Origin of the sequence: uncultured Campylobacter sp. (assembly GCF_938002845.1) — a bacterium.
Lineage (GTDB): Bacteria > Campylobacterota > Campylobacteria > Campylobacterales > Campylobacteraceae > Campylobacter_B.
In genome coordinates this window covers 70,003-96,487 of record NZ_CALKZP010000058.1, presented here as the reverse complement: position 1 = coordinate 96,487, position 26,485 = coordinate 70,003, and the positions used below count along the sequence as shown (strand labels likewise).

The 26,485-nt window shown below is 50.8% G+C and carries 27 protein-coding genes; 25 read left to right on the top strand and 2 right to left on the bottom strand.

The features are described from left to right. Positions 1 to 511 precede the first annotated feature (511 nt). Positions 512 to 769 (bottom strand): SemiSWEET family transporter, encoded by a 258-nt coding sequence (locus Q0224_RS10745; RefSeq protein ID WP_002951935.1) that lies wholly within the window; start codon positions 767 to 769, stop codon positions 512 to 514. Between the two features lie 141 nt (positions 770 to 910). Here Q0224_RS10745 and Q0224_RS10740 point away from each other — a divergent pair, with 141 nt between their 5' ends. The 25 genes from Q0224_RS10740 (at position 911) to Q0224_RS10620 (ending at position 25,239) form a co-directional block, all read left to right on the top strand. After that, entirely contained in the window at positions 911 to 1,393 is a 483-nt protein-coding gene (locus tag Q0224_RS10740) for a hypothetical protein (RefSeq protein WP_297951213.1), read from the top strand. 177 nt (positions 1,394 to 1,570) lie between these two features. After that, positions 1,571 to 2,812 (top strand): histidine--tRNA ligase, encoded by a 1,242-nt coding sequence (hisS, locus tag Q0224_RS10735; protein ID WP_297951212.1) that lies wholly within the window; start codon positions 1,571 to 1,573, stop codon positions 2,810 to 2,812. Continuing rightward, entirely contained in the window at positions 2,809 to 4,647 is a 1,839-nt protein-coding gene (gene speA, locus Q0224_RS10730; RefSeq protein ID WP_297951210.1) for a biosynthetic arginine decarboxylase, read from the top strand. The genes hisS and speA overlap by 4 nt, the downstream gene beginning before the upstream one ends. Next, positions 4,644 to 5,339, top strand: a complete 696-nt coding sequence (gene cysE / locus Q0224_RS10725; protein WP_297951209.1) for a serine O-acetyltransferase — start codon at positions 4,644 to 4,646, stop codon at positions 5,337 to 5,339. The genes speA and cysE overlap by 4 nt, the downstream gene beginning before the upstream one ends. Before the next feature lie 10 nt (positions 5,340 to 5,349). Continuing rightward, complete coding sequence (locus Q0224_RS10720; RefSeq protein ID WP_297951208.1) at positions 5,350 to 5,829, top strand: hypothetical protein; 480 nt, start codon at positions 5,350 to 5,352, stop codon at positions 5,827 to 5,829. Beyond that, positions 5,826 to 7,004, top strand: a complete 1,179-nt coding sequence (locus Q0224_RS10715; RefSeq protein ID WP_297951207.1) for a pyridoxal phosphate-dependent aminotransferase — start codon at positions 5,826 to 5,828, stop codon at positions 7,002 to 7,004. Before Q0224_RS10720 ends, Q0224_RS10715 begins: the two co-directional genes overlap by 4 nt. A 632-nt stretch (positions 7,005 to 7,636) precedes the next feature. Next, complete coding sequence (locus Q0224_RS10710) at positions 7,637 to 8,179, top strand: 4'-phosphopantetheinyl transferase superfamily protein (protein ID WP_297951205.1); 543 nt, start codon at positions 7,637 to 7,639, stop codon at positions 8,177 to 8,179. Continuing rightward, complete coding sequence (locus tag Q0224_RS10705) at positions 8,176 to 8,592, top strand: hypothetical protein (protein ID WP_297951203.1); 417 nt, start codon at positions 8,176 to 8,178, stop codon at positions 8,590 to 8,592. The genes Q0224_RS10710 and Q0224_RS10705 overlap by 4 nt, the downstream gene beginning before the upstream one ends. After that, complete coding sequence (locus Q0224_RS10700) at positions 8,573 to 10,084, top strand: beta-ketoacyl synthase N-terminal-like domain-containing protein (protein WP_297951201.1); 1,512 nt, start codon at positions 8,573 to 8,575, stop codon at positions 10,082 to 10,084. The genes Q0224_RS10705 and Q0224_RS10700 overlap by 20 nt, the downstream gene beginning before the upstream one ends. Beyond that, a complete protein-coding gene (locus Q0224_RS10695; protein ID WP_297951198.1) occupies positions 10,081 to 10,509 on the top strand; it encodes a hypothetical protein in 429 nt (142 codons plus the stop codon). The genes Q0224_RS10700 and Q0224_RS10695 overlap by 4 nt, the downstream gene beginning before the upstream one ends. Next, a complete protein-coding gene (gene fabG / locus Q0224_RS10690) occupies positions 10,502 to 11,236 on the top strand; it encodes a 3-oxoacyl-ACP reductase FabG (protein WP_297951197.1) in 735 nt (244 codons plus the stop codon). Before Q0224_RS10695 ends, fabG begins: the two co-directional genes overlap by 8 nt. Then, complete coding sequence (locus tag Q0224_RS10685) at positions 11,230 to 12,459, top strand: beta-ketoacyl-ACP synthase (protein ID WP_297951196.1); 1,230 nt, start codon at positions 11,230 to 11,232, stop codon at positions 12,457 to 12,459. The genes fabG and Q0224_RS10685 overlap by 7 nt, the downstream gene beginning before the upstream one ends. Before the next feature lie 10 nt (positions 12,460 to 12,469). Further along, positions 12,470 to 12,892 (top strand): excinuclease ABC subunit A, encoded by a 423-nt coding sequence (locus Q0224_RS10680; RefSeq protein ID WP_297951195.1) that lies wholly within the window; start codon positions 12,470 to 12,472, stop codon positions 12,890 to 12,892. After that, a complete protein-coding gene (locus Q0224_RS10675) occupies positions 12,882 to 14,213 on the top strand; it encodes a beta-ketoacyl synthase chain length factor (protein WP_297951194.1) in 1,332 nt (443 codons plus the stop codon). The genes Q0224_RS10680 and Q0224_RS10675 overlap by 11 nt, the downstream gene beginning before the upstream one ends. Next, positions 14,203 to 15,303 (top strand): hypothetical protein, encoded by a 1,101-nt coding sequence (locus Q0224_RS10670; RefSeq protein ID WP_297951193.1) that lies wholly within the window; start codon positions 14,203 to 14,205, stop codon positions 15,301 to 15,303. The genes Q0224_RS10675 and Q0224_RS10670 overlap by 11 nt, the downstream gene beginning before the upstream one ends. Then, the gene (locus Q0224_RS10665) at positions 15,300 to 16,055 is read left to right on the top strand and encodes a 1-acyl-sn-glycerol-3-phosphate acyltransferase (protein WP_297951192.1); all 756 of its coding nucleotides are present in this window, start codon (positions 15,300 to 15,302) and stop codon (positions 16,053 to 16,055) included. Before Q0224_RS10670 ends, Q0224_RS10665 begins: the two co-directional genes overlap by 4 nt. Beyond that, complete coding sequence (locus Q0224_RS10660) at positions 16,052 to 16,318, top strand: phosphopantetheine-binding protein (RefSeq protein ID WP_177388711.1); 267 nt, start codon at positions 16,052 to 16,054, stop codon at positions 16,316 to 16,318. Before Q0224_RS10665 ends, Q0224_RS10660 begins: the two co-directional genes overlap by 4 nt. Then, positions 16,311 to 16,589 carry an acyl carrier protein gene (locus Q0224_RS10655; protein WP_295152246.1) on the top strand — a complete coding sequence of 93 codons (279 nt, stop codon included), beginning with the start codon at positions 16,311 to 16,313 and terminating at the stop codon, positions 16,587 to 16,589. The genes Q0224_RS10660 and Q0224_RS10655 overlap by 8 nt, the downstream gene beginning before the upstream one ends. A gap of 710 nt (positions 16,590 to 17,299) precedes the next feature. Beyond that, entirely contained in the window at positions 17,300 to 17,839 is a 540-nt protein-coding gene (locus Q0224_RS10650; protein WP_297951191.1) for a DNA gyrase subunit B, read from the top strand. Continuing rightward, positions 17,820 to 19,934 (top strand): AMP-binding protein, encoded by a 2,115-nt coding sequence (locus Q0224_RS10645; protein WP_297951190.1) that lies wholly within the window; start codon positions 17,820 to 17,822, stop codon positions 19,932 to 19,934. The genes Q0224_RS10650 and Q0224_RS10645 overlap by 20 nt, the downstream gene beginning before the upstream one ends. Further along, entirely contained in the window at positions 19,915 to 20,883 is a 969-nt protein-coding gene (locus Q0224_RS10640; protein ID WP_297951189.1) for a glycosyltransferase family 2 protein, read from the top strand. The genes Q0224_RS10645 and Q0224_RS10640 overlap by 20 nt, the downstream gene beginning before the upstream one ends. After that, positions 20,876 to 22,000 (top strand): hypothetical protein, encoded by a 1,125-nt coding sequence (locus Q0224_RS10635; protein ID WP_297951188.1) that lies wholly within the window; start codon positions 20,876 to 20,878, stop codon positions 21,998 to 22,000. The genes Q0224_RS10640 and Q0224_RS10635 overlap by 8 nt, the downstream gene beginning before the upstream one ends. Next, the gene (locus Q0224_RS10630) at positions 21,987 to 22,550 is read left to right on the top strand and encodes a thioesterase family protein (protein WP_297951187.1); all 564 of its coding nucleotides are present in this window, start codon (positions 21,987 to 21,989) and stop codon (positions 22,548 to 22,550) included. Before Q0224_RS10635 ends, Q0224_RS10630 begins: the two co-directional genes overlap by 14 nt. A gap of 33 nt (positions 22,551 to 22,583) precedes the next feature. After that, the gene (locus Q0224_RS10625; RefSeq protein WP_297951186.1) at positions 22,584 to 23,111 is read left to right on the top strand and encodes an outer membrane lipoprotein carrier protein LolA; all 528 of its coding nucleotides are present in this window, start codon (positions 22,584 to 22,586) and stop codon (positions 23,109 to 23,111) included. Beyond that, on the top strand, positions 23,104 to 25,239 hold the full coding sequence (locus Q0224_RS10620; protein ID WP_297951185.1) for a hypothetical protein: 2,136 nt from the start codon (positions 23,104 to 23,106) through the stop codon (positions 25,237 to 25,239). Before Q0224_RS10625 ends, Q0224_RS10620 begins: the two co-directional genes overlap by 8 nt. 322 nt (positions 25,240 to 25,561) lie before the next feature. Here Q0224_RS10620 and Q0224_RS10615 read toward each other — a convergent pair whose 3' ends face one another. Continuing rightward, positions 25,562 to 26,473: a LysR family transcriptional regulator gene (locus Q0224_RS10615; RefSeq protein WP_297951184.1), complete on the bottom strand. Its 912-nt coding sequence runs from the start codon at positions 26,471 to 26,473 to the stop codon at positions 25,562 to 25,564. Positions 26,474 to 26,485: the final 12 nt, after the last annotated feature.

The following is a 26,485-nucleotide window of genomic DNA, read 5'->3' as shown; positions in this document are numbered from 1 at the left end:
TAATGGAGCTAGTAAAAATTTAGCTCGATAGACTACGTGTCTTATCTTCGCTAAATTTTTACGTCGCAACCCTTAAATCCATCTCGCGATACTTCGCCTTAACTTTTTGCGCTCAAATTTAAAAATTCAGCCTCAAAATTTTATCCACCGAGACCCGTATCTTGAAAATGTCAAATTTACATTTTCGGCGCGACAGCGCCAGATAAACCTGCACGCAGTGCAGCAACCGCTCACGTGCAGTGGGGTTAGAGAGGGCTTGGGAGAGGAAGGGGCGACGCTCTACTTCGCTTTGCTCGTAGCTGCAAGCAGACCGTAAGTAGAACCCCCTTCCTCTTCCAAAGAAAGATCCATTAAAGAACTTTTTACTTCGTTAGCACTTGTAGCTATAAAACAGTGCAGAAAATTTACATTCAAATTTGACGTCAAATTTGTAAATTTGAGCCGCCGAAACTCGCGTTAAAAATACCAAATTTAACTTCGCCGTATCGGTAAATTTAGCGGTTTTTGTCCTTTAAAACGCCGTTATCGTCGCCAAAAGTCCAAAGATGATGCCGGGCAAATTCGCAGCCGCTAGCGGGTAGTCTCTTTTAGCTTTTAGCAAGCCGTAGCTAGTCCAGATCGTGCAGTTTATCGCTGCGGCTAGAGGCTGGATAAAAGGCGTCTTGTTGCCTTCAAGGTTGCCCATTATCTGCGGGATGTAGGAAATATACATAATGACCGATAGGCACGTGCCTATCCAGCCTAAAATTTGTAAATTTTTCTCGCTCATTTTTCTCCTTTGAAATAGAGGCGGCATTATATCCTTTTTAGTTGTGATAATAAAGAGCTAAATTTGTCCGCGGCAAGCGCGTCTTTACGCTAAAGCAAAGCTAAATTTAGTAAAATACGCCGATTTCTAAAGGAGAGCAAAATGGCTTACGTAACCTACGACAAGGCAAAATGGCACTGGGGCGCGGAAACTGCGCCGACGGATATCCCGCAGGAAAATGGCGCGACGCACATCGCGTTTTTCTTCCGCTGGTGCATGGAGCGCAAGCTTTATTCCAAGGAGTTTGCGACGGATTTCGAGGCGGATTTTGCGCGGATGGACGAGAGCTTTGACTACCGCGGATTTTTCTTTCACGATATGGACGGCGTGCTGAGCAGTGACGAGCTAAACACCGCAGGCAAGGCCTTTGCGAAGGCCTACTACACCACGGACCGCACGAAATTTGCCAAAACGCACGGCTGGTATTTGCAAGATTATGACGATTTTGTCGCGCGCAAATTCGGCGATAAAAACTTCGACAACGCCTATTTTTACATAGAAAACTCGCCGCAGAATTACGCCGAGATCAAAGAGATCATCGACCGCCACTACGAGGAATTCTTGAGCTTCAAGGCGGCGAAGTAGAAATTTTACCGCCGAGCTTAGCCTGTTTAAAATAGGCGCCTAAGCCGAAACGGCGCGTGATGAAAATAAGCAGAACCGATACGTTGCTGCGAGCGGCAGGGCTTAAAATTTAGGAAAATTTAACTATAATCGCCGCAAAAATTTGAAAATTTTAAAATTTAACAAAGGATTTTATCGATGATCAAGGCACTTCGCGGTATGAACGATATTTCAGGCGAGCAGGCGCGCATCTACTCGCAAATTTTAAGCGTGTGCGAGCGCGTGGCGCGCAATTACGGCTTTTGCCTCATCGAAACTCCCAAGCTCGAGCAGACCGCGCTATTTCGCCGCAGCGTAGGCGAGAGCAGCGACATCGTCGGCAAAGAGATGTATGAGTTTAGCGACAAAAGCGGCGATAGCGTCTGTCTGCGCCCAGAAGGCACCGCGGGCGTCGTGCGCGCCTTTATCGAAAAAAAGCTAGACCGCAGCGGCGGCGTGCATAAATTTTATTATCAAGGCTCGATGTTTCGCTACGAGCGCCCGCAAAAGGGGCGTCTGCGCGAGTTTCATCAATTCGGCGTCGAGTGTTTCGGCGAAAATAGCGTTTATGAGGATGCGAGCGTGATCTTGATGCTAGCTCAAATTTTACGCGAGCTAAATGTCGCCGCAACGCTTAAAATCAACTCTTTAGGCGATGAGGAGTGCATGCCTGCGTATAAAACCAAGCTCGTAAATTTCTTACAAGAGCGCAAAGATAGGCTCTGCGAGGACTGCCAAAGGCGCATCGACACCAATCCGATCCGCGTGCTGGACTGCAAAAACGAAAGCTGCCAGAAAATTTTAGCCGCCGCGCCTCTTATAACGGAAAATTTAAACGACGCCTGCGCCGCGGAATTTGCGCAGCTGCAAAGAATTTTAACCCAAAACGGACAAAAATTTGAGATCGATCCTAAACTCGTGCGCGGGCTTGATTACTACTGCAAAACCGCCTTTGAGTTCGTCTCAAGCGAGCTTGGCGCGCAAAGCGCCGTAGGCGGCGGCGGGCGCTACGACAGACTCGTGGAGTTTTTAGGCGGCAGAAAGACGGCGGGCGTGGGCTTTGCGATCGGCATCGAGCGAATAGCCGAAATTTTAAAAACGCGCGAAGCCCCTCAAGAGCGCGAGGGGATTTATATCGGCGCGCTGGACGAGGCGTTTGTTAGCACGGCGTTTTCGTTTGCGTTAAAACTGCGAAAGTTTTGTAAAACTCAAATTTCATACGAGCCCAAGAGCTTAGCCAAGCATTTAAAAGCAGCCGACGGGGCGGAGGCGAAATTTTGCCTTTGCATCGGGCAGGACGAGTTTGATCGCGCCGAAGTGTGGTGTAAAAATTTAGATGATCAAACCACCTTTGCGATTAAATTTAAAGAGGTCGAAGCGTTTTTTAAGGATAGAGCATGAACGATTACGGACTAAATATTTGGGGGAATTCCAACTTCACGATAGACGGCGGCAAGCTATGCCTAAACTCCGATTTCAAGCAGCCTTTGGTGGATATCATAAAAGAGATCCGCGCAGACGGCGTGCGAGGCCCGATACTGCTGCGCTTCCCGCACCTCATCAAAAAGCAGATCGTCGAAATTTACTCAAATTTTAACCGCGCCATTAAGGAGTTTGATTACAAGGGAAAATTCCACGCCGTCTATCCGCTTAAGGTAAATCAATTCCCCGGCTTCGTTAAAAATTTAGTCGATATCGGCGAGCCTTACGGATACGGACTCGAAGCCGGCAGCAAGCCCGAACTGCTACTAGCGATGGCGTATAATAACTACGGTGCGCCAATTACCGTAAACGGTTTTAAAGATAAGGAGCTTATAAATATCGGCTTCATCGCTGCAGAGATGGGGCATAACGTAACGCTTACGATCGAGGGGCTAAACGAGCTTGAAACCATCATCGAAACGGCTAAGGAGCGATTCGCGCCAAAGCCTTTTATCGGGCTTCGCATCAGGCTGCACAACTCCGGAAGCGGTATGTGGGCGAAAAGCGGCGGGATAAATTCTAAATTCGGCCTTACCTCGACCGAGCTTATAGAGGCGATAAACTTACTCAAGAAAAACGACCTCATCGAGCAGTTTACGATGATTCATTTTCATATCGGCTCACAGATTACAGAGATCCATCCGCTCAAAAAGGCCCTCATCGAGGCGGGCAACATCTATACCGAGCTTCGCAAAATGGGCGCGAAAAATTTAAAATCTATAAATTTAGGCGGAGGGCTTGCTATCGAATACTCCCAAGCCAAAGAAAGCTCCAGCCGCAACTATACGCTAAAAGAATACGCCAACGACGTGGTTTTTTTGCTAAAATCGATCGCGCAGGATAAAAAAGAGGCTGAGCCCGATATTTTTATCGAGAGCGGCAGATACGTAGCCGCCAGCCATGCGGTGCTCGTAGCGCCGATTTTGGAGCTTTTTACCCAAGAATACGCCGAAGAAAAACTCGCCCTAAAAAAGGATAATCCGCCGGTAGTCGCCGAGCTATACGATCTGTATAAAACTCTAAAGCCGTCCAACGCGTTAGAGTATCTGCACGATGCCATGTCACATATGGAGAGCGTGCTTACCCTTTTTGATCTAGGATACGTCGATCTGATCGACCGCTCAAACGGCGAAATTTTGGTTCATCTAATAATGCGAAAGGCGTATGGAATTTTAGGCAACAAACAAGAGTATAGCAATTTCTTAAACTCCCTAGGCAACGCCCAAGAACGCTATTTGGTAAATTTCTCTATCTTTCAAAGCCTGCCCGATTTTTGGGGCATCAAGCAGCACTTCCCAATCATGCCGCTAGAGAGGCTGGACGAGCGCGCCACGCTATCGGCGTCGATCTGGGATATCACCTGCGATAGCGACGGAGAGATAGAATTCGACAGTCAAAAAAATCCGCTCTTTCTGCACGATTTTGATCCTGAAAAAGAGGAGTATTTTTTGGGCTTTTTTCTTGTCGGAGCCTATCAGGAGGTGCTTGGCATGAGCCACAACCTCTTTGCGCACCCCACCGAAGCAACCGTGATCTTACGCGATGACGGCGGTTTTGAGATCAAGGATTTCATCGAATCGCAATCGGTCATCGACATCTTGGAGGATATGGACTACGACGTAGTAGATATCCGCGAAAGCCTAAACGAGCGGATTGAAAAATCTGACCTCATAGACGCAAAAGAGAAAAAGCATATCCTGGGCGAGCTATATCTGTTTTTAAACGACAACAGCTATCTAAAGACGATCAAATGAGTTTTTGGCAAATTTTAAAACGGGACTTCACCGAGCCCTTGCGCCAAGACCCCGCATGCAACAGCGTATTTGAGATATTTTTCTGCTATCCCGGCGTCTGGGCGCTGATAAATTACCGCTTCGCACACTTTTTCTACGAGCGAGGTTTTAAGCTTATAGCTCGCGCGATCAGCGGACTTACTCGTATAATCACCGCCGTAGATATAAACCCGGGCGCACGTATCGGCTCGGGCGTGTTTTTCGACCACGCCACGGGGCTTGTCATCGGAGAAACGGCGATCATCGGCGATAACTGTCTGATCTATCAGGGCGTCACTCTCGGCGGCGTGAGCTTAGAGCACGGCAAGCGCCATCCGACGCTGCAAAACGGCGTCGTAGTAGGCGCGGGAGCCAAAGTGCTAGGCAACATCACCATCGGCGAAAATTCCAAAATCGGCGCAAATTCCGTCGTCGTAAAGGATGTCGCGCCAAACTGCACCGCCGTGGGCGTGCCCGCTAGAATTTTAGGAAGCTGCGAGAGCGATCCTTTGGCGCATAATAAAATTCCCGATATCAGCCAGGAGCTTATCAAATATCTCATCAAGCGTATCGAAATTTTGGAAGATTGCATCTGCAACGGCAGAAAAGATATCTCCGCAATGGATGAGGATCTAAACAAATTCTACGAAGAGTATCTGAAATCATTAAAATAAGAGGGTTAAAGTGAAAAAAGCTCTATTTTTTATAATTTGTGCGATTTTATCAGCAAGCGGCAGCGATGCTAATAGCGCGAAAAATTCCGCGGACGACGCCAGAATAAGCCTAGTAAAAAGTCTATACATCAAGGATACCTATTTCGGCGATCACAAAAATGTCTTATCGGCTTCTTTCAAATCTGCGCTTATGCAGGATGAAGCATCTGCTGGCGAAGGTGAGGTAGGCTGCTTGGACTACGATCCGATAATCGGCGGTCAAGATGTCTGCGACGACGCGAAATATGATTTTGAGCTAGGGCAGCGCGATACTGTCGTAGTGACGCAGACCTGCCCCTACGGCACGCAAACGATAATCTACAAACTCGTCCGTAGCGGAGGCGATTATAAAATCGACGATATCTACGACCAAGACCCAAGCGGCGGCAGAGCTTTTAGCGTCAAAAATCAAATTTTAAATTGTCTAAACCAATCCAAGGAGCATCAATGAAATTAACACTTTCAAGTCGCGTAAGCAAGCTCGGTGAAAGCCTAACGATCGCAATCAGCACTAAAGCCAAACAAATGAAAGCCCAGGGGCAAGACGTCGTGATCCTAAGCGCAGGCGAGCCTGATTTCGATACCGCAGAAGTCGCCAAAAGGGCTGTCATAGAGGCTATGGCTAAGGGCTGCGGAAAATATACGCCGGTTGCCGGCACGCCTGAAATTTTAAATTTAATCGCGCAGAAGCTAAAGCGCGACAACGGCCTAAACTACAGGCCTGATCAGATCATCACCAACGTAGGCGCCAAACACTCACTATTTAACGCCTTTAACTGCATCTTAAACGAAGGCGATGAGGTCATAATACCGGCGCCTTATTGGGTCACTTACCCCGAAATTGTAAAATTCTGCGGCAGCAAGCCCGTCATCGTAGACACCAAGGCGGAAAACCGATACAAAATCACCGCCTTACAGCTCAAAGCCGCGATCACGCCGCGCACGAAGGTGCTGTGCCTTTTCAACCCGAGTAACCCCGCAGGTGCCGTATATTCGCGGCAGGAGCTGCAAGAGCTTGCGGAAGTGCTAAAGGACACGGATATTTTAGTAATTGCCGATGAAATTTACGAAAAAATCGTCTTCGGCAAGAGCTTCATAGCCGCAGCAAGCATCAGTGAGGATATGTTCGGGCGCACCGTGACGATTAACGGGCTAAGCAAATGCGGCGCGATGCCCGGCTGGCGCTTCGGCTACACCGCTTGTGCGATCGATGAGCTAAATAAGGCGATGATAAACTTACAAAGTCAAAGTGTCAGCAACGTAGCAAGCATCGTCCAGGCAGGCGCTATGCCAGTGCTGCGCGGCGAGGCGGACGATTATATCGAGGAGATGAGGCGCGAATACGAGCACAGGCGCGATTTTGGCACGGACGCGATAGGCGCGATCCCAGGGCTTAGTGTTGTAAAACCTGACGGCGCATTTTATTTCTTCATAGATTGCTCTCAGGTAGAACCTGATAGTATGAAATTCTGCATGCAACTGTTAGATAAAGGGCTCGTAGCCACGGTGCCAGGAAGCGGATTTGGTATGGATGGGCACTTCCGCGTAAGCTTTGCGTGCTCTATGGAAAATCTAAAACGCGGCTTTGAGCGCATAGAAAAATTCGTAAAAAATTACCACATATAGGCACGCTAGCGAAATTTGAATCTAAATTTGTCGTAGCTTAGCAGCGAAATTTTTACATAAAATTTAATGCGGCTTGGCGGCAAATTTAGTGTGGCACGGCGTAGCTCGGGAGTTAATGCGATTGCGTTAGCCAAGTGCGATTAAATTTCGTGCCGCTTTAATTAAATTTCAAGCTGCCGTATTCAGGAGCGCTTAAATTTTATGCCGTTTTATTCAAATGCGGCCAATTTTGCGCTGTTATGTTACGGCGTCTGTTGCGACACGCACTGCTCGCGATTTAAAATTCCGCGCCGATGTTTTCAAAACCTGCGCTGCCTGCCTCTTGATACAGCCACGCTAAAAATTTAACCAAACACGACGATCGCACAAAATACGACGAACAAGACGAGCGTAACGAACACAACCGACGCCGCAAAGCAGAATATGTCGAACCAAAAAGCGCACGGCGCAGATCGCAAGCGCGATAAATTTTAAAATTTTACCGCGCCCGAAGCCTTGACGCAAACGCGATAAATTTTATGTTTTAATACACCTTTGGGCCCAATCGCATCAAATAAATTTTAAACGAAATTTCAACGCCGCCGCGCTATTTTATATTTTTATAAAGACTATTTTAGTAAAATCGGGGCTTTATGAGCGAGATAAAAATTTTAATCACCGACGAGGATCTGTGCGCTCCGCGGCGGCTTTTGAGCAGGCGCGATAAAAAGCTGGCGCGCGCGAGAGCCCATCTGCGCGAGTTTCGCGTTTCACGGGCGCTTAAGGCGCGCTTTAAAAAACGCGGTAAATTTTGCATCTCGCACAAAAGCGCGGATGGCAAAACGATCGTCGCCGTGGCTCTAGCGAGGCAAAAATTCGGGCTCGATCTTGAAATTTTAAAACCGCGGAATTTTGCCGCGGCGAGCGAGTTTTGTTTCAACGCCTTTGAGCGCGAGCTTTTGGCTGCGGCGGACGAGAGCGAAAAGACGCTCATTTTTTATAAAATTTACACGATCAAAGAGGCGCTGATTAAGGCGCGAAGCCTAGGTTTTTACGCGCTTGCTCGCGTGGGGCTGGCGCGCGGCGCAGATGGAGAGGCTTTGGCGCTTGATGAGCGCGGCAGAGAGTGGTCACACAAGAGCTATATTTTGGAGGGCGAGATTTTGATTTCGCTAGTTTTTAGGGAGAATTTTTGAGACCTGTTTATCGTTTTTACGCTATTTCTAAAACGGCTTTCATTCTGCTTTGCGCCGCGTTTTTTATAGGCGGATGCGCGCACAAGGCGCCCGAGCGGATAGCGGAATTTAGCCAAAAGCAGTTCATCCTAACGAACGAGCTCGGCGTGAAAAGCAGAGCCCTAATCTCAAAAATTTCGCCCGCAAGCAGCGAGGAGAGCCGCTACAAGCTCGTCTGGCTCGATATGCTAGGCGCGCCGATCGCACGTAAAATTTTATCGATCGCAGGCGGCGAGGCGAAATTTCGCAACGACGGCTTCCTGCCGCCCGATTCGCAAAGCGAGCGAGTATTTTTAGCCCTGCTTGAGAATGCGGATAAACCGAATTTCGCCATAAACGCAAAGGGGCGCCGATATGACGCAGTATCTAAGTAGCCCTGGTCTCATCTGCGCGGGCGCAAACAGCGCCGCAGAGCTTTTTAGCGCGCTGTGCGAGAAAAGATCCGCGCTGCGAAAGCTTAGCGTCTGCGGCAAAAATTTCATCTTCGGACGCGTGGATACGCCGCTGCCGCAGATCAAAGATCGCGCCTACGCTACGCGCACGAACGCTCTGGCGCTTTACGCTTGCCTCGGCATGCACAGACAGATCGAGCAAGCCGTGCAAAAATTCGGCGCGCACCGCGTAGGCGTAGTGTTTGCGACCACCAATACCGGCGTGCAAGAAAACTATGCGGAATTTTTCGCTTGCGGTAAAGACGCGGGAAATTTTATCTCGCAAGACGGCGAAAACTCCGCGCCGCGCAGTGAAATTTCTACTGCAAACAGCGAAAATTTCGCCAAAATTTCAAAAGCCGCAAACGATAAATTTAAAAACTTCTGCTTTGAGCGCAACTCCCACGCAAACCCCGCAAATTTTATCCGCGAACGCTTCGGGCTAAAATCCATCGCGATCGGGGTTTCAAGCGCTTGCACCAGCGGAAACAAAGCTCTCATCGAAGCCTCGCGCCTCATTTCTTGCGGACTTTGCGACGCGGTCGTATTCGGCGGCGCCGACGCATTAGATGAGCTCACGCTGCAGGGATTTAGCGCGCTTGAGATTTTAAGCGAGCATCCGCTCAAGCCGTTTTCAGAGGCGCGGACAGGCACAAATCTGGGCGAGGGAGCCTGCGCATTCGTGCTTTCGCGTGAGCGCATAAGCGACGTTGCGCTTTTGGCTCACGCCGCAAACTCCGACGCCTACCACATCACCAAGCCCGATCCAGGCGCGCGCATGCAGATTACGGCGATCAAAACCGCGCTAAAATCGGCGCAGCTGCAAAGCGTGGACTACGTAAATCTGCACGGCACCGGCACTGCGGCTAACGACGCGATGGAGGCCTTAGCTATGAGCACCGCCCTACCCTTAGCGCCCGCAAGCTCGTCCAAATGGGCGACCGGACACACTCTTGGCGCAGCAGGGGCGATCGAGCTTGCCGTCTGCTACGAGGCGATCAAACAGGGCGTGATCCCGCCGAATTTTACGAATGATAAAATTTTGGGCGGCTCGGAGGCTGAAATTTTTCGCGGCGTGCAGGCACGGCACAGCGAGCAAAACCATAAAATTTTAAACAGCGAAAGCGATCAAATTTCATGCAGCTCGGGAGGTGAAATTCTGCAAAACGCGCAGGGTGAAATTTCAAAAAGCAGCGCGGATGAAATTTTGGCTGCGTCTAAAGCTTTGCTTGGCACGGGAGATAATTTGCATGGCGCGGACGATAAAATTTTAAAAGACGTTGCGGATCAAGCTTCGCAAACGAGCGAAATTCAGGCTGCGCTGTCTAAATTTAATCTCGCGTGCGAAGCCAAAAAAGCGCGCGTAGATACCGCGATGAATCTAAATTTTGCTTTCGGCGGCGACAACGCCGTAACCATAATAGGACGCGTATGAAAGCCTCTAGCATCCTACCGCAGAGCGGATATATGGTCTTCGCGGATGAAATTTTAGAGGTTAGCGACGGGTATGCGAGCTGCGCGTTTAGCGTTAAAGAGGACTCGCCGTTTACCGAAAACGGTAAGCTCGGCAGCTACGCGTATATGGAGATAATGGCGCAGTGCATAGGCGCCTATTCGGGCTACCGAAACGACGGCGAGGCGAGGCTTGGGTTTTTACTGGGCGTGCGAAACCTCGATATTTCGCGCGCAAGCCTGAAGGTGGGCGAGCGCGTAATTACGACGGCGAGGCAGAGCGTGAGCGACGGCGAGGGGCTATATATCTTCGACTGCGAGATCCGCTGCGGCGGCGAACATATCGCAAGCGCCACGCTAAGCGTAATGCGCGCGAGCGACGAAATGATAAAGAGTATAAATGGCTAAGAGAATTTTAATTACCGGAGCAAGCGGCGGTATCGGTGAGGCGTGCGCGTTAAATTTAGCGCAAAAGGGCTACGGCTTGGCGTTAAACGGGCGCAACGAAGCAAAGCTTAATGACGTAGCGAAACGCTGTTTGGACGCGGGCGCGGCGGAAGTTCAAATTTTAAAATTTGATGTCGCAGACACTGCCGCGGCGCAGGAGCGGATCGAAGCAGACATAGAGGCAAACGGCGCATACTGGGGCATCGTGCTAAACGCGGGCATCACGCGGGATAACTCCTTCGTGTGGTTCGAGCGCGAGGATTGGCAAAGCGTGATAGATACGAATTTAGGCGGGTTTTATAACGTCCTAAAGCCCGCGCTGATGCCTATGATCCGCGCCAAAAAGGGCGGGCGTATCGTCGTGATGAGCTCGGTTAGCGGAATTGCCGGCAACCGCGGTCAAAGTAACTACGCCGCTAGCAAAGGAGGCTTAATCGCCGCGGCAAAATCGCTAGCGATAGAACTTGCAAGCCGCAAGATCACGGTAAACGTCGTGGCTCCCGGGCTCATCAAAACGGCGATGAGCGAGAGCATAAACGAAGCTGCAAGCGAGCAAATTTTAAGCGCAATCCCGTTAGGCCGCATCGGCGAGCCGAGCGAGGTGGCGCATTTGGTGGAGTTTTTGCTAAGCGAAAATTCCGCATACATCACAAAAGAGGTTATTAAAATAGACGGTGGATTATGTTAAATAGAGTAGTTATTACGGGTTTTGGCAATGTCTGTGCATTCGGGCGGAACTGGGCGAGCATAAAGCAAAATTTGGCGCAGCAAAAAAGCGCCGTAGTTTATATGAGCGAATGGGATATCTTCGGCGAGGAGCTAAACACCAGGCTAGGCGCGCCGATACCGAACTATGCGCCGCCTGCGCACTGGAGCCGCAAAGATACCCGCTCGATGGGTAAGGTAGCGATGTTTGGCGTAGATGCCGCGGGTGAAGCTCTGGCGGATGCGGGGCTTTTGGAAGATGAGCGTATAAAGGACGGTCGTATGGGCGTCGCAGCGGGTAGCTGTAGCGGTGATGCAAAGGCTACTGGCGAAGTCATAGATATTTTGCATGGCAAGGATAGCACCTTCAACGCCAACTCATACGTAAAGATGATGCCTCACACCGTCGCTGCAAATATCGCGATCTACTACGGACTAAAAGGTAGGCTCATCCCCACGAGCTCTGCGTGCACGAGCGCGTCTCAAGCGATCGGCTACTCCTACGAAGCGATAAAATTTGGCCTTGCGGATATGATGCTAGCAGGCGGCGCGGACGAGCTGCACCCAAGCCAGGCATTCGTATTTGATAAGCTCTACGCGACAAGCTGTAAAAACGACACCCCTACTCTCAGCCCCGCGCCTTTTGATATAGCGCGCGACGGGCTGGTTTTGGGCGAAGGCGGCGCCATATTCGTGCTAGAAAGCCTCAGAAGCGCACTTGCGCGCGGCGCTAAAATTTACGCCGAGATAGTGGGCTTCGGCACGACCTGCGACGGCACGCATATCACCCGCCCGCAGAGCGAGACTATGCGCGCGGCGATGCAGCTGGCGCTCAAAGACGCCGCCATCTCGCCGGATCTCATCGGGCACGTAAACGCCCACGCTACGGCGACTAGACAAGGCGACGTCGCAGAATCTATAGCGACTCATGAAATTTTCGGCTCGCAAACGCCAGTGAGCTCTTATAAAGGCTATTTGGGTCATACTTTGGGCGCGTGCGGAGCGCTAGAGAGCTTCATCTCGGTGATGATGATGAACGAGGGGCTATTCTATCCGAATCTAAATTTACGAGATATCGATCCGCAGTGCGCGCCACTTAGGTACCTCACGAAGCCGCAGGAGATAAAGACGGACTACGTTATGAATAACAACTTCGCTTTCGGCGGCGTGAACACCTCTTTGATTTTTAAAAAATTTATCGACTAAAGGAGAGAAAATGAAAAAATTTCTATTTTTCGCAGTTGCGGCGCTTTTCGTCGCTAATGCGGCTTATGCCAAGAACGATATCGTGCGCTTCCCGATCGCCGCGGCACTCGCAGAGCCCGACGCCAAAGCCAAGCTTGATCCGAACATAAAATTCTACTTCGGCAACAAATCCGCAGGCAGAAAGATCACGCAGCAGCTAAGCTCGAACAAAAAAACAAATAGCGTCAACAAGACCGATCAAGCCGCATGCAACCGCGCGTTTTTATCGGCACTGCTTAGCTTTCAAGACCGCGCCAAAAAAGAGGGCGGCAACAAGGTCGTCAACATCACGAGCTACTATTATAAAAACGTTTTCGTGAGCGACAAAGAGTTTGAATGCGGCGTAGGCTCGATAATGAACGGCGTCACGCTAAGAGGCTATATTGCAAAATAAACTAAGCTTCGGCGTAGCGTACGCAAGCGCGATAATTTCGGGCGAGCCGGCGGAGCTTTATAAAAATTTCGCCGCTTGCTCGAGCGGAATTTCCGAAGTAAACTTAGGCGGAGATTCCGATCTCGCTTGCGATGCAAATCAAAATTTTACGTATGATTTCGCGTTAAATTCTACGCAAGATTTTACAAATATTCCAGGCTTCAAGCAGAATTCTATAAATCCCTCAAATTTTGCAGCGTGCGAAAATGGGGTTTTACAAAAAAACTCCGGAGAAAATTCAGAAATTTCTACCCACGCTCGCTTAAAAGAGGAAATTTTAACCTTAGAGCCTTTGAAGAAGAAGCAGCCGGCTCTTGAGCACATTCCGCCGTTACAGCGCCGCCGCTTGGGGCTCGGGGCAAAACTTTGCATCTCGCTTTTAGGCGAAATTTCGCAAAATACGCCGGAAAGTTTAGCTGAGGAAAGCTCCTTAAATCTCGCACCTCAAAATTTAGATGCAAGCAAAAGCCGTGCCGCCGCACAAAACCCGTCGGCGCAGCAAGATTTCACAAATGAAAATTCTTTAAATTCGACAAGGCAAAATTTCAAAACGAACGAACGCTCGGAAACCTGCGATCATGCGATGCAAAGCTCCGCGACGCAGCGCGAAGGGATGCCGCTCGTTTTTTGCTCGCGCCTGGGCGAGATCAACCGCTGTTTTAGCCTGCTCGGCTCGATGGACGAAAGCGTCTCGCCTTCGAGCTTCTGCGTCAGCGTACTCAACGCGATCGCGGCGCAAAATGCGATTTTTACGCAAAACCATGCCGAAATTTCGACGATCTCAGCAGCGTGCGCGCTCGAAAACGGCGCAATAATCGCCGCTGCAAGGCTGAAAGAAAGCGCGGGGGAGTTCGGCTCCGCGCAGGACGCGAACGAAGCAGGCGAGGACGGCGAATGCAAGTCGGATAACGATAAAATCGCCCTGCTCTGCTATTTTGAGGAGGCAAACAACGACTATCTGAAGCGCTGCGACTTCGCCTGCGCCCTACTTCTGGTGCTTCAGCGCGGAGATGACGTGCAGATCGAAATTTCGCCGCACATTGCGGACGCGACGACACAGAGCATAGAGACACAAAATCCAAAACCGCGAGCCGAGAATGAAATTTTACGAAGCTTTAAAGAGGGCGGCGAGATCCCGCTAGATACCGCGGTGGAATTTTTGGCTAAAATCCTCTCCGGCAAGCGCGAATGGCACAGCAGCGACGGGGTTTTGGACTATCTTTGGCACGTCAAAGATCCCGCCAAAATCGCAGCTTTTTTAAGGCAAGATCGTGAGCGCTAAAATAGTAAAATTTCATCGCATGAGCAAGCGCGGCGGGATGAGCAAATTTGATCAAAATCCCAGACCACGCGGAGCCGCAAAGGCGCGAACGACGAGCTTTAAATTTAGCCGCTCCGCCAAACGCAGATATAATGAAGGTTTTAAATTTAGCCGCACTATCAAACACGAGCTCTCCCAAACGGCGCATCTTAAAAACACGCCGAAAGGGCGCGTGCTGTGCGCCGCCAAATCGCGTTGCAATGAGGCGCGCTGCGAAAATACGCCGCCGAGGCATACGCAACGAACTCAAAAAAATCCGCCTAAACGGTGCGAGCTGCGGGCTATAAAAATTTTACCGCAGCAGTGCCTGGAAGACACCGTAAAATTCCGCTATAAAGACAGATGCGGCGAGCCGAAACGGTACGCGCAGCGAGCTGCAAATTTCATAAATTTAGCAGAGCAAAGCTTGGGCTGCGAGTTTAAATTTAGCCGCGCGATGAATAGAGTAGCCGTTCACACAGGATGTACACGACAAGGCGTTGCGATGAATTTTAAATTTTGCGGCGCCGCGAGCTATAAATTTAATCAGACGATGCGTCATACAATAGCGCCAAAACAGCGTATATGGCGCTTCGCAAAAATTCCGTCGCAATGGCGCGCGTGGCAAACCGCCGAAATTCTACTGCAACGATACGCGCGGCAAAAGATAAAAATTCCATCGCAATGGCACGCACGACGAAGCGTGCGGCAAGCTGAGGAAATTTCACCGAGGCAATGCGCACGGCAAACGGCGAGAATTCTACAAAATCGCAGTTTACCGCGCGCCGCAGAAATTCTATTGCTTCGACACATACACGGCACCGAGGTCGCCTCCGCTCAGACCATAAAAGCTCTATTACTTCGGCACACGCCGCAAGCCGAAATATCGCGCGCAGAAAACCGCAAAAATTTCGCTACGATGCAGCGAGCGGCAAGCCGTAGAAATTTTATCGAGATCGCGCGCATGACGAGCCATCAAATCCCCGCCGAGAACCACAAAATCATCGCCGAAAGCTGTAAAATCCTCATCGAGAGGCATAAAATCCCCGCCGAAAGAGGCGCCGCGCGATGAAGCAGACAGATCCGCTAAGGCGCAAGCTTAAACAGATCGGCATCGCGCTGTGCTTCGCAAGCTTCGGCGCGCTGTGTATGATGGGCAACCTACTATTCCTCCCCGTAGCGCTGCTGCGGCTAAACCGCATAGAGGTCGTGCGAAATTTCGTGCGCGATTTCATAATGATCTCGTGGCGCATATTTTTGCTGCTAGCGCGACTTTACGGCAGCATCGGCGTGAGCTGGCGCTGCAAACTCCCGCCTAGCGGTACTCTCATCATCGCAAACCACCCTAGCTTGCTTGACGTGGTGATCTTTTTAGCTCACGTGCGGCGCGCAAATTGCGTAGTCAAGGAAAGTCTGTGCAAAAATCCCTTCCTCTCCGCCGCCATCGCAGCCGCGGGCTACATCCCAAACACCGGCTCGGAAGCGATGATAGATGCGTGCCGCAGCGCCCTTGCGCAAGGAGAAAGCCTAATCATCTTCCCCGAGGGCACGCGCACCGCGGATCGCATCGCCATGCACAAAGCGGCATTTTACATCGCGATAAATTTCGCAAAAAATATGAATTGCGTCGCGATAAAAATGGATCCTAAAAGCCTAAAAAAAGGACAAGTATGGTACGATACGCCCGAGGTTCGGATGAAGTACAGCCTCTACGAGCTGTGCGCGCTGGATCTAACGGGCTTTGAGCCGGATCGCCCAAACCCGATCCGAGTGCGCAAACTCTACGAAAAAATATCAAATCTATATGAAAAGGAGAATCTGTGAACGAAGAAATTTTGGAACTTAAGGAGCTGATCATTTCGGGGCTGAATCTCGAAGACGTAGCGCCCGGCGACATAAATGACGATGAACCGCTTTTTGGCGACGGGCTCGGGCTCGATTCGGTCGATGCGCTGGAGCTAGGGCTTTTGGTGCAGAAAAAATACGGCATCGTGCTTAACTCAAAAACCCAAAATTTAAAGCAAATTTTCTCATCCGTCGCGTCTTTGGCGCAATACATCGCCGAAAATAGGAGTAAAAATGAGTAAAGATGAAATTTTTGAAATTTTAAAAAAGGCGCTTGTGGAGCTTTTCGAGATCGACGAGAGCAAGGTCGTGCCTGAGGCTAAAATTTACGAGGATCTGCAGATCGACAGCATCGACGCGATCGATCTGGTCGATTACGTCAAGAAAAACACGGGCTATAAGCTGATGCCCGATGATTTTAAAAACATCCAAACCCTTGGCGACATCGTGGATGCCGTAGCAGCGAAGCTCGATCAGGGCGCGAGCGTGGAGACTACGGGCGGCGAGAGTTAAATTTTGCCGTGCGTCGCGGCAAGATCGCGGGTGTTGCGGTTTGGTAGTTTACTTTGCGGCGGCACGGGGCAGCGGGCGAGCGGATAAACATACGGCGTCGTTTGTTTGACGGCGCGCGGCGGTTTGATAACGTGCGGCACATATTATCAAAGGTGTGCGGTGAACGGCTTTTACGGGCTTAGCGCTTAGCGGCGCGGCTTAAAGCCCGCTTGTCTGCCGCTTTTAGGCTAGTATGTAAAGCGCTTTACGAGCTAAAATTTTTATCCGCGAGCTTGAATGAAATTTTGAAATTTTAAAAGATGTTGTTTCTTTTGCGACCGTCGTTTTCATAAAATTTCAAAATTTTAAAATTTCGGCTGAATTTAATTTAGCGGATCTGATCGCGGGCGCAGTGCCGCGAGCTAAATTAAAGCGCAGCTAAATTTTAAGATGCGGCTAGAATTTGAAGGCGGCAGGCGCGGCCGAATTAAAATTTTAAAAGCATGGCGCACAAAACCGTGACGCCGAGGTTAAATTAAAGTATCTCGGCGCGGCATAAATCGCGCCGATTGCGCTACTAGCAGCAAAACCAAAAACCGCCACGGCAAAACCAAAATCGCAGCAGCAAAAGCCTAGCCAGCCGCGGTAAAGCTAAAAACCGCTGTGACGAAGCTAAAGCTGCCGCGGTAAAAAAACCAAGCCCTTGCGGCTAAATTTAAGGATTACAGAGATTGCGACGAACGATATTTTTAAAAACAGCTACCATAATTTTAAGCGTGTTCTACCCTTTCGGCCTCTATTTTTTGCACGGCGGCGCGCGGGTCTGCTTGCTCGCGGCGATGAGCGCGCTATGGGGAGCGCGAGCTGTTTTTGAAAGTAAAGATCGCGCTATTAAGGGCGCGTGCGCGGCATTTTTTGCGCTGTGCGCCATATTTGGCGGCGGAGCGCTCGCGTATCTGTATCCGCTCATAATAAATTTCTCGCTCGCGGCGCTTTTTGCGTTCAGCCTAAGATCGACGCCCGCGATCACGCGCCTGGCGCTTTTGAAGCAGCCAGGTCTCAACGAGCACGGCCGCGTCTACACGCGCAAGCTAACCGAGGTTTGGCTCGGATTTTTCGTGCTAAACGGCGTGCTTAGCGCGGCGCTGCTGCTACCGCGAGATAAAATTTATTGGAGCGTTTATTGCGGCGCGATCTCATACGTCCTCATCGGCGCGCTGATCGGCGGCGAGATGATTTTTAGGAAATTTTATGTTAAAAAATTTGATTAATTCTTTGAAGCCTTACGAGCGCGAAATCCTTGCTGCGGCGGCTCTTGCGCGCGATTTGGCAAAAACAGGATGCAAGCGGAGCGAAGCGGTAAACTTAAAAGGCGCGGACAAACTCCAAAGCAGCGCGGCAAGCGTAAATTTAAAAGGCGCGGAAAATTCTATCGGCGGCGCAGATACCGCGCGTATCCTGCAACTAGCGCAGACGCAAGAGCAAAAAAACGCGTCGATGATCGAAATTTACGGCGAGGACGCGGCGGAGTTCATTGCGTTTTTTTTCGGCGCGCTGATTGCGGGCTTTGCGCCCGTATTGCTACGAGAGCCCAAATTTAGCGGCGAATTTCATCTCGGCGGCGACGTGAAAATTCCAAATCTCGCCGCAGCACAAAGCCCAAATGAACGCAGCCCGCATGATTTAGAAAAAATTTCGCCTCCGGGCACGGGAAAATCTCCGCTTAAAATTTCATCTAAAAACGCGCCGCAAAATCACGCGCCCTGCGAGCAAGAGGCTATCTCTTTGCACCTACTGCGCGCGGAACAAAAATTTTATATTAAAACTTCGGGCTCTACGGGCGAGGCGAAAAATATCGAAAAAAGCCTGCGCGATATGGTTTTAGAGGCGGAATTTTTGGTAGAAAGATTCGGTCTTCGCGCAAGCGATCGATTTTTATCGGGCGTCTCACACCAAAATATGTTCGGGCTCACATTTAGCATCTTCGTGCCGCTGCTTTGCGGCTCGCACACGCAAAAAGGCGGTCTAAACTACCCTGAAATCATCCTCGCAGCCGATCTTGCGGGCGCCGTGCTGATCAGCTCGCCCACGGTGCTCGGCGCGCTGTGCGAGTACGCAGACGCCGCAAATATAGCGCCTTTGGGCACCATTTTTAGCGCAGGTGCGCCGCTAAGTCCTGCGATCCGAGATGGGTTGCGCGCGCTTAGCAATGCCCGCATCATCGATATTTACGGCTCCAGCGAAACTGGCGTGATCGCTTGCAACGAGGGCGCGGGACTTAAGAAATTTGCTCCCGTAAGCGTGCAGGTCCGCACGGATATTGATAGCGGCGCGGCAAAACGCGAGAACAAGCCTTTCGATCCTACCGATCTTACGGCAAGCTCTTGCGGCGAAAATTCTATGGCAGAGCCTAAAACGCGCTGTGCGGGCGAGCAAAATGCGGACGGGCAAGACACAAGCCGTTCGGGCGAGCAGGCGTCTAAATTTAATGCAGGCCCTAATGATGAAACCGCAGCCGGCCAGAAAAACAGCCCCGCACCGATCATCGCAACAAAACACGACGATAAATTTACGCAAGAGAGCGAGCTTTGCGATAAATTTAGGGCAAAGCAGCCCGCCGACAATTTTTCGCAAACGGGCGAGTTTACGATCAGCTCGCCTTGGTGCGAGCGCTTCGAAAGCCGCGATTTCGGCTATGTGCGCGCAGACGAGATCACGCTTTTAGGGCGCGGCGACCGTACCGTCAAAATCAACGAAAACCGCGTGAGCCTCGATCTGCTCGAAGCCAAGCTTCGCTCGCATGAATTTATCGGCGAATGCAGGATTGATCTGCACTCGCAGCGCAACCGCGCCGTAGCTCTTATCAAGCTTAGCAAGCGTGGCGAGCAGGCATTTCGCACAGGCGGTAAAAAGGGCGTCACGGACGAGCTGAAGGCCTTTTTGAGGCCCGAATTCGGCGCGATTTTGCGCTACTTCAAAATCGCGAGTAAGCTGCCTTTTAACGAGCAGGGCAAGCTAAGCAAAAAGGAGTTTTTAAGTGCCCTGCAGCGCTACGAGGTGCCGGTTTTCAAGCGTAACGCAGAGAATGAGTTTCGCGCAAAGGTGCGTGCAAGCGACTTTTATTTCGACGGACACTTTGCGCGATTTCCGCTAGTGCCCGCGTTTATGCAGCTTCGCTTCGTATTGATCTGCGCGAAAGCCCTCGGTTACGAGCTGGACGGCACGCAAAAGATAGAAAATTTAAAATTTAAAAATTTCATCCGCCCGGGCGATGAAATTTCGATCAAAATCACCGAGGCAAGCGGCAAACTCCGCTTTGAAATTTCAAACGACAAGGTCTGCGCCAGTGGAAGAATCTGCCTTTAAGCCCGCGTTTTTACTGCCCTACTTCAACCACCCCGCGCGCATCGCCGAGCTCGTGCACGCCCTGGCACCCATCGCGCCCGTGCTGATCGTGGACGACGGCAGCGACGAAGCGAGCAAAGGCGCGCTAAATGGGCTTGCGGCTCAAATTTACGCCCGCGCGCAAAACGGCGGCAAAGGCGCTGCCGTGTGCGACGGGCTGGCGTGGGCAAAGGAGCTTGGATTTACGCACGCATTTCAGATCGATGCGGACTTTCAGCACGACGTGAGCAGATGCGAGGAGTTTTTGGCGCTTGCGGCGCGACAGCCCGCCGCGCTGATCTGCGCCGCGCCCGCGTATGACGAAAGCGCACCCAAATCCCGCCTGCATGGACGCAAGATAATGAATTTTTGGTGCGCGATAAATACCCTCTCGCACCGCATAAAAGATGCGATGTGCGGCTTTAGAATTTACCCGCTAAAGGGGATCGTGCCGCTTCTTCCCCACACTAAAAGCCGCAGGATGGGCTTTGATGCCGAAATTTTAATCCTAGCCGTGCGGGCGGGGCTAGAGATAAAATGGCTCGATCTGGCGGTGCGCTACGAAGCGGGCGGGGTGAGCCACTTCGCGCCGTTTCGAGATAATTTCGGAATTTCGCTGATGCACGCTAGGCTATTTTGCGGACTTCCGCTTTGGCTTGCAAAAAGGGCGCTAAAGCGCGCTTGCGATAAATTTAAAAAGTGCGGCTTGCGGGATGAGCAGAGCGCAGACGAAATTTTGCAAGGGATAGCGGGGCAAAACCTTTGCAGCGGCGCGCGGCGCGATAGTTGCAAAGGTGCGAAAGAGGAGATGGACGGCGGCGCAAACGAAAAAGCTGGTACCGAAAAATGCGGCGACAAAGCCGCAGCGCAAAGTTCGCTCGTAAATGCCTCGTCGCAACATGCCGCCGCAAAGGACGGGCGCGATGGCTAAACACTGGAGCGAAAACAACGAAAAGGCGAGCGCAGCGCTTTTAAATTTAGCCCGCTTCATCACGCTTCACACGCCTGATTTTTGCATGCGAGGCACCGCACTTTGCATCTCGGCGATCTATTTTGCACTGCTTAAAAACGAACGGCGCGCGATCAGGGAGTTTTTGCGGCGCGCGCTTGATCGCGAGCCCAAGGCCCGCGAAATTTACGCGAATTTTTATAAATTTTCCCTCAGCCTGTGCGAAAAAATCGCGGTTTGGAACGCCAAGATCGCGCTGGATCAAATTCGCGTGCAAAGCGGTATGAAGGAGCTTTTGAGCGACGGAACGGGCAGAATTTTAATCACTTCGCACTTCGGCAACACCGAGATCGCGCGCGCCCTTTCGGCAAGCACGGCGGGGATAAAAATCAACGTGCTGATCTTTCGCAAACACAGCGAAAATTTTATGAAATTTATCGAAAAAATGGGCGGCGGCGTGAAAATTCTATATGTCGGCGAGCTTGGTATCGGCGAGATGCTGCAAATCAAAGAACTGCTGCAAAACGGCGAGCACATCGCGGTAATGGGCGATCGCATGCCGGTGGGCTCGGATAAATTTCAAAGCGAGGATTTTTTAGGGCGCAGCGCGAACTTCCCGATCGGCGGCTATCTGCTCGCCAAAATTTTGGACGCGCCGCTATTTAGCCTATGGTGCTACGAGGGGCGCAGCGGCCACGAGCTGCGGCTGCAGCCGCTACCTGCGCCGCTAAAAAGCCGCGATAAGGCGCGATCGGTCGCGCCGCCGCTTAAATGCTACGTACACCAGCTCGAGCTTTATGTCAAAGAATTTCCTTCTCAATGGTATAATTTCTTTGATTTTTGGGCACAAGGAAAAGACGCGAACGATGTGGAGCGCGACGGCGCGCAAAATTTCGGCGAGACGGGTTCAAACGCTGCGTCAAATTTAAATGGCGCAGCGGATTTAAATGACACGGCAAGTTCGAATGCTGCGTCAAATTTAAAAATTACGGCGGACTCGGATACCGCGCTAAATTTAGATAATTCAAATTTGAGCGCTGCAAAATCCGCCTCGCAAGACGAAAAATTTCATAGCGGAGAGAAAAATGAGAGAGTATAAATTTCGCGCCAGATTTTACGACGCCGATCCGATGGGCGTGATGTGGCACGGCAACTACGTAAAGCTCTGCGAGGACGCTAGATGCGAGTTTTGGCGCGACGCGGGCTACACATATATGCAGATGAGAGATGATGGATTTATATATCCCATTATCAAAATGGAGTTTAAATTTATCGCGCCGATACTTTTTGACGACGAGGTTACGGTGAGCATCGAGCTGCTCGAGTGCGACACGATTATAAAATTTTCCTACCGCATCAAAAGCCTATCAGGCGCGCTATTAGCCAAAGCTACTACGTCGCAAGCCGCAGTAGAGCTTGATTCCAAAAGGACGCTGTATGAGATACCGCCTCAGTTAAGGGCATGCGCGGATAAAATTTTAGCAAAGAAAAATCCCGCGGATAAAATTCCAGCGGCGGATAAAATTCCAGCGGCAGATAAAATTCCAGCGGCAGATAAAATTTCATCGGCAAGCAAAGCTGTGCCCGAGCAAAACCGCCATAAAAACGCCGCGGCGAATGAAATTTTGTCTAGTGATAGCGAGCAGTGAAATTTTAGCGAGCATAAAATTTAAAGGACTACGATGAAAATTTTAGCTTTATTTTTAGCGATTTTAGGGCTTGCGGGCGCGCTTGAAGTGAGCGATCTGGCACTTAAGACCGACAATATCGGCGGCAAATTTAGCGAAACGCTCAGTATCGAGGGCTTTGCCGAGCCCGTGCGAAGCAGCGGCGAGTTTAAAATCAAAGGCGGCGAGCTGTTTTGGACGACGCTAGAGCCGGTGCGAAGCGAGCTAAAAATCGGCGCGGACGGCGTTTTTGAGCGTAGCGGCGAAGCGTGGGTCAAAAGCGCGGACTCGCTTTTTGATAAGGACACCTTTTTGGCGATCTCGCGCCTGGACATAGCGCGACTTAGCAAAAATTTCTCGATCGCGCTAAGCGGCAGCAAAGATGCGTGGCGCGCCGAACTAAGCCCTAAGGGGATGCTGCAAAATATCTTTAAAAATATCGTGATCGAGGGCGGCGCCTACGTCAGGGTGCTGCGGATCAGCAGCGCTAACGGCGACGTGAGCGAAAACGTATTTTCGGGCGTCGTGAGCTTAGATGAGTAAGAGCGCGATCCTAACGGTATTCGGCGCGGTTTTTATCGCGCTTTGCGCCTATATAGCGTTAAATTTAAACCGCGTAAATTCCGATTTTTACGAGCTAAGCGGCATCGAAATTTCGGGCGAGCAGAAACAGAGCGTCGAGGATTTCAACCGCGAGATCGCGCGACAAATCATCGTCGCAAGCGCGGAGAAAGCGAGCTTTGACGCATTCATTGCGTATATGCAAAAAAGCGGGCTTTTTGAGAGCATAATTTACGAGGTCAAAGACGCGAGCGTGTATCAGAGCGAGCTTGCGCGCTTTGCGCCCGCGATGCTCGATGATGCGAGCGTGGAGCTTTTAAAAAGCGATCCGCAGGCCTTTTTTGAGCGTAGCGCGCGTGAGCTTTACTCAAAATTTCGCCCGCTTAGCCTCTCGCAGGATTTTTTCTCGCTCAGCCTTCACTCGCGCCTCGGCACTCACGGCGCGATCAGACTCGATCCTGCACAAAACCGCTTTATTACGATCATTGACGGCGCGCCGCACTACCTCGCTACGGCTAGACTCACTCTGAAAGCAAACGACGACGCGCTTAGCGCTCTTGTGCGCGAGGCGCAAAAAAGCGAAATTTTAATCTCCGGCACCGCCCTTTTTAGCGCTTTGGGCAAAAGTGCGGGCGTGCGTGAAAGCTCCGTCGCGGGCGCCGTATCGCTTAGCCTGTGCGCGGCGCTGCTGCTGGCGGCATTTTCGCGCGCACGGATCTTCTGTTTGCTGCTGCCCGCATTTTTCGGGCTTGCCTGCGGCGTAGCGGCTACGATGGCGATCCGCGGCTCGATCCACATCCTAAGCGCCGTGGTTTCGACGAGCCTAATCGGGCTGATGCTGGATTACGCGGTGCACTGGCTCGGCGCAAACATCTCGCGCCGTATCGAAGCTCGCTCGATAAAAAGCATGCGAAACATCCTGCTTCTAGGGTTTTTCATCACCGCGGGAGGCTACTTCGTATTTTTATTCAGCCCGTTTTTTCTGCTCAAAGAGATCGCGATCTTTGCCATAGTCGCGCTTGCGGGGGCATTTTGCTTTAGCTACTTCGCCCTGCCGCTGCTTCTTGAAGGAGCGGAATTTTGCCCCGCCCCGCTCTTTGCAAAAGCTCTTGAACTCTACGCGAAGGCTCTTTGCAAGATAAACCTAAGCCTAAAAGCGCTCGCCATCGTTTGCGCGGCACTGCTTGCGTTTTTGTATTTTAAAATGGAGCTTAAGGACGATGTCAGCGAATACGCGAGCCTGGATAAAAACCTGATCGCGATGAGCGCAAAGCTCGCAAGCATCGGAGGCTCCAGCTTCGATCTGATCGTGGGCAACGATGCAAGCGCGGTAGCCAAAGAGGTCGTGGCGCGCGGTCTTGCGGACTCATACACCGGCGCGCCGATTTTGGATCCCGCTACGCAGAGCTTTATCAAGCAGGCCTTTGCAAACTACGATAGAAGCGCGTTTTTGCGTCTCGGGCTTAGCCGCGAGCTCGTGGACGCAAACTTTGCTAAGATCGCAGATGCGCCTATTTTAAGCTACGAGCAGGCGAGAAGCTCCGTTCTTTTTGCCGCGATGCCGAGCATCGATCCGCACATCGCTTTTTTGCGCGGCGTGCGCGATAAAGCAGCCGTAAGCGAGCTTGCCGCGCAGATGGGCGCGCTGCATCTAAACATGCGAAGCGCCATAAGCGAGGCGTTTTCGCAGATCAAAATCAACGCCTTGTATCTAAAATGCGCCGCATACGCGCTCGCGCTCGCACTGCTGTGGGCGTTTTTCGGCGCGCGGACGGCGTGGCTGATCGTCATCTGCGTTTTTGCGACAAATTTAGCCGTGCTTGCCCTACTTAGCGCATTCGGCGTGAGCGTGAATATTTTTGCGATCTTTGCACTGATCCTATCAGGAGCCGTGGGGATAGACTATATGATCTTTGCAAACAATGATAAAATGGCGCTTAGCGATAAAATTTTTGGCATCACGCTCGCGTCTTTAACCAGCATAATCTCTTTTTTTACGCTCGCTTTTAGCTCCACTAAAGCCGTGGCGCTGTTTGGGCTCTGCGTCAGCCTAAATATCGCGCTAGCGGCGATCTTGGCGCAAGTTTTGGCGGCGAGCAAGAAAAACTAATCAAGGGAGCCAGGGTCGGAAGAAACTAAATAGGCGCTCTTTGCCCGCTTGCAGATAAAATTTATAAAAGAGCGCGCCGTAAATTTACGCAGCCGCAGCGGATGAAATTTAATCTAACTCGCCGCGAGATAAAATTTAGCCTGGCGTGGCGCAAGATAAAATTTAACCGACTAGCGCGAAATAAAATTTTAGATAAAATTTTGACCGAGTAGGTTGAGAACTTAAATTTAAAGAGCAAGATTGCAAGATGAAATTTTAAAAGCCTTTTGGCTGCAGCGCCTCGCGGCGCGCTATTAAGCTATTAAATTTGAACCCGCGCGCCCTACTCGCTGCTTTTGCCCGCTTTTATCATCTTTATAAATTCCTTTGCGAGCTTGGAGGGTTTTTTATACACGACCGAAAACGACACGTCCAAAAGCGACTCATCCGCGACGTCAAAGAGCGTGATGTAGTCCTTTTGCGTCTCAAAAATATACCGCGCGAAGCTGAAACTCACGCAAAGCCCCGCCGCGACCATCGCGTTAGCCACGTACAGATAGGAGGTGTCGCAGAAAATTTGAGGCGTAAAGCCCGCGTTTTCAAAGATCTTTTTAAAGTTCGATTCGCTTTTTAAAATTTTACTGCTGATTGCAAATTTATCGGATTTGAACTCGCTAAGTGCGATTTTAGGGTATTTCTCGGTAGAATTTATACTCGCTCGCGAAACGGCCGGATGAGAGGAGCAGACGCTTAGAAGCAGCCTGCGCTTTTTTATAAACTCACACTCAAGCCCCTCCGCAGAAAGCTTGCCGAAGTGCGCGGCATAGACGATATCAAGCTCGCCGCTTTTTAGCATCTCGATGAGCGCGGGTTCGGAGTGAGCGTGCACGACCCTGATGTCGGCTTTGGAAAACCTACTGTAAAACATCGCGATGATCTTTTCGATAAATTTAAAGCTGGTCGAGGTTGCGCCGATTACGAGCTTGCCCGTCTTGATCGACGAAAGCCCGCGGATTTCGTTATTTAGCTCCTTATTGAGCCTAAGCATATTTTTCGCTCTGGCGATGTAAATTTCGCCCGCGTATGTAAGCTCAAGGCCGTTTTTTCTATCGAAAATTTCGATCCCGAGCTCCTTTTCTAAAAGCATAATGCTCTTTGAAAGCGACGGCTGCGCTATTCCAAGTTCGTTCGCCGCTTTTGTAAAGCTTTTAAGCTCCGAAATTTTTACCGCAAATTCCATATGTCGCAGGCTCATTTTTTGCCCCTT

What these genes read in the sequence shown, in the direction of transcription:
- Q0224_RS10625 (WP_297951186.1), top strand. Translation starts at nt 22,584, where the DNA reads ATGAAAATTTTAGCTTTATTTTTAGCGATTTTAGGGCTTGCGGGCGCG.
- Q0224_RS10635 (WP_297951188.1), top strand. Translation starts at nt 20,876, where the DNA reads ATGGCTAAACACTGGAGCGAAAACAACGAAAAGGCGAGCGCAGCGCTT.
- fabG (WP_297951197.1), top strand. Translation starts at nt 10,502, where the DNA reads ATGGCTAAGAGAATTTTAATTACCGGAGCAAGCGGCGGTATCGGTGAG.
- Q0224_RS10685 (WP_297951196.1), top strand. Translation starts at nt 11,230, where the DNA reads ATGTTAAATAGAGTAGTTATTACGGGTTTTGGCAATGTCTGTGCATTC.
- Q0224_RS10655 (WP_295152246.1), top strand. Translation starts at nt 16,311, where the DNA reads ATGAGTAAAGATGAAATTTTTGAAATTTTAAAAAAGGCGCTTGTGGAG.
- Q0224_RS10715 (WP_297951207.1), top strand. Translation starts at nt 5,826, where the DNA reads ATGAAATTAACACTTTCAAGTCGCGTAAGCAAGCTCGGTGAAAGCCTA.
- Q0224_RS10680 (WP_297951195.1), top strand. Translation starts at nt 12,470, where the DNA reads ATGAAAAAATTTCTATTTTTCGCAGTTGCGGCGCTTTTCGTCGCTAAT.
- Q0224_RS10665 (WP_297951192.1), top strand. Translation starts at nt 15,300, where the DNA reads ATGAAGCAGACAGATCCGCTAAGGCGCAAGCTTAAACAGATCGGCATC.
- speA (WP_297951210.1), top strand. Translation starts at nt 2,809, where the DNA reads ATGAACGATTACGGACTAAATATTTGGGGGAATTCCAACTTCACGATA.
- Q0224_RS10740 (WP_297951213.1), top strand. Translation starts at nt 911, where the DNA reads ATGGCTTACGTAACCTACGACAAGGCAAAATGGCACTGGGGCGCGGAA.
- Q0224_RS10615 (WP_297951184.1), bottom strand. Translation starts at nt 26,473, where the DNA reads ATGAGCCTGCGACATATGGAATTTGCGGTAAAAATTTCGGAGCTTAAA.
- Q0224_RS10695 (WP_297951198.1), top strand. Translation starts at nt 10,081, where the DNA reads ATGAAAGCCTCTAGCATCCTACCGCAGAGCGGATATATGGTCTTCGCG.
- Q0224_RS10620 (WP_297951185.1), top strand. Translation starts at nt 23,104, where the DNA reads ATGAGTAAGAGCGCGATCCTAACGGTATTCGGCGCGGTTTTTATCGCG.
- Q0224_RS10630 (WP_297951187.1), top strand. Translation starts at nt 21,987, where the DNA reads ATGAGAGAGTATAAATTTCGCGCCAGATTTTACGACGCCGATCCGATG.
- cysE (WP_297951209.1), top strand. Translation starts at nt 4,644, where the DNA reads ATGAGTTTTTGGCAAATTTTAAAACGGGACTTCACCGAGCCCTTGCGC.
- Q0224_RS10645 (WP_297951190.1), top strand. Translation starts at nt 17,820, where the DNA reads ATGTTAAAAAATTTGATTAATTCTTTGAAGCCTTACGAGCGCGAAATC.
- Q0224_RS10710 (WP_297951205.1), top strand. Translation starts at nt 7,637, where the DNA reads ATGAGCGAGATAAAAATTTTAATCACCGACGAGGATCTGTGCGCTCCG.
- Q0224_RS10745 (WP_002951935.1), bottom strand. Translation starts at nt 769, where the DNA reads ATGAGCGAGAAAAATTTACAAATTTTAGGCTGGATAGGCACGTGCCTA.
- Q0224_RS10700 (WP_297951201.1), top strand. Translation starts at nt 8,573, where the DNA reads ATGACGCAGTATCTAAGTAGCCCTGGTCTCATCTGCGCGGGCGCAAAC.
- hisS (WP_297951212.1), top strand. Translation starts at nt 1,571, where the DNA reads ATGATCAAGGCACTTCGCGGTATGAACGATATTTCAGGCGAGCAGGCG.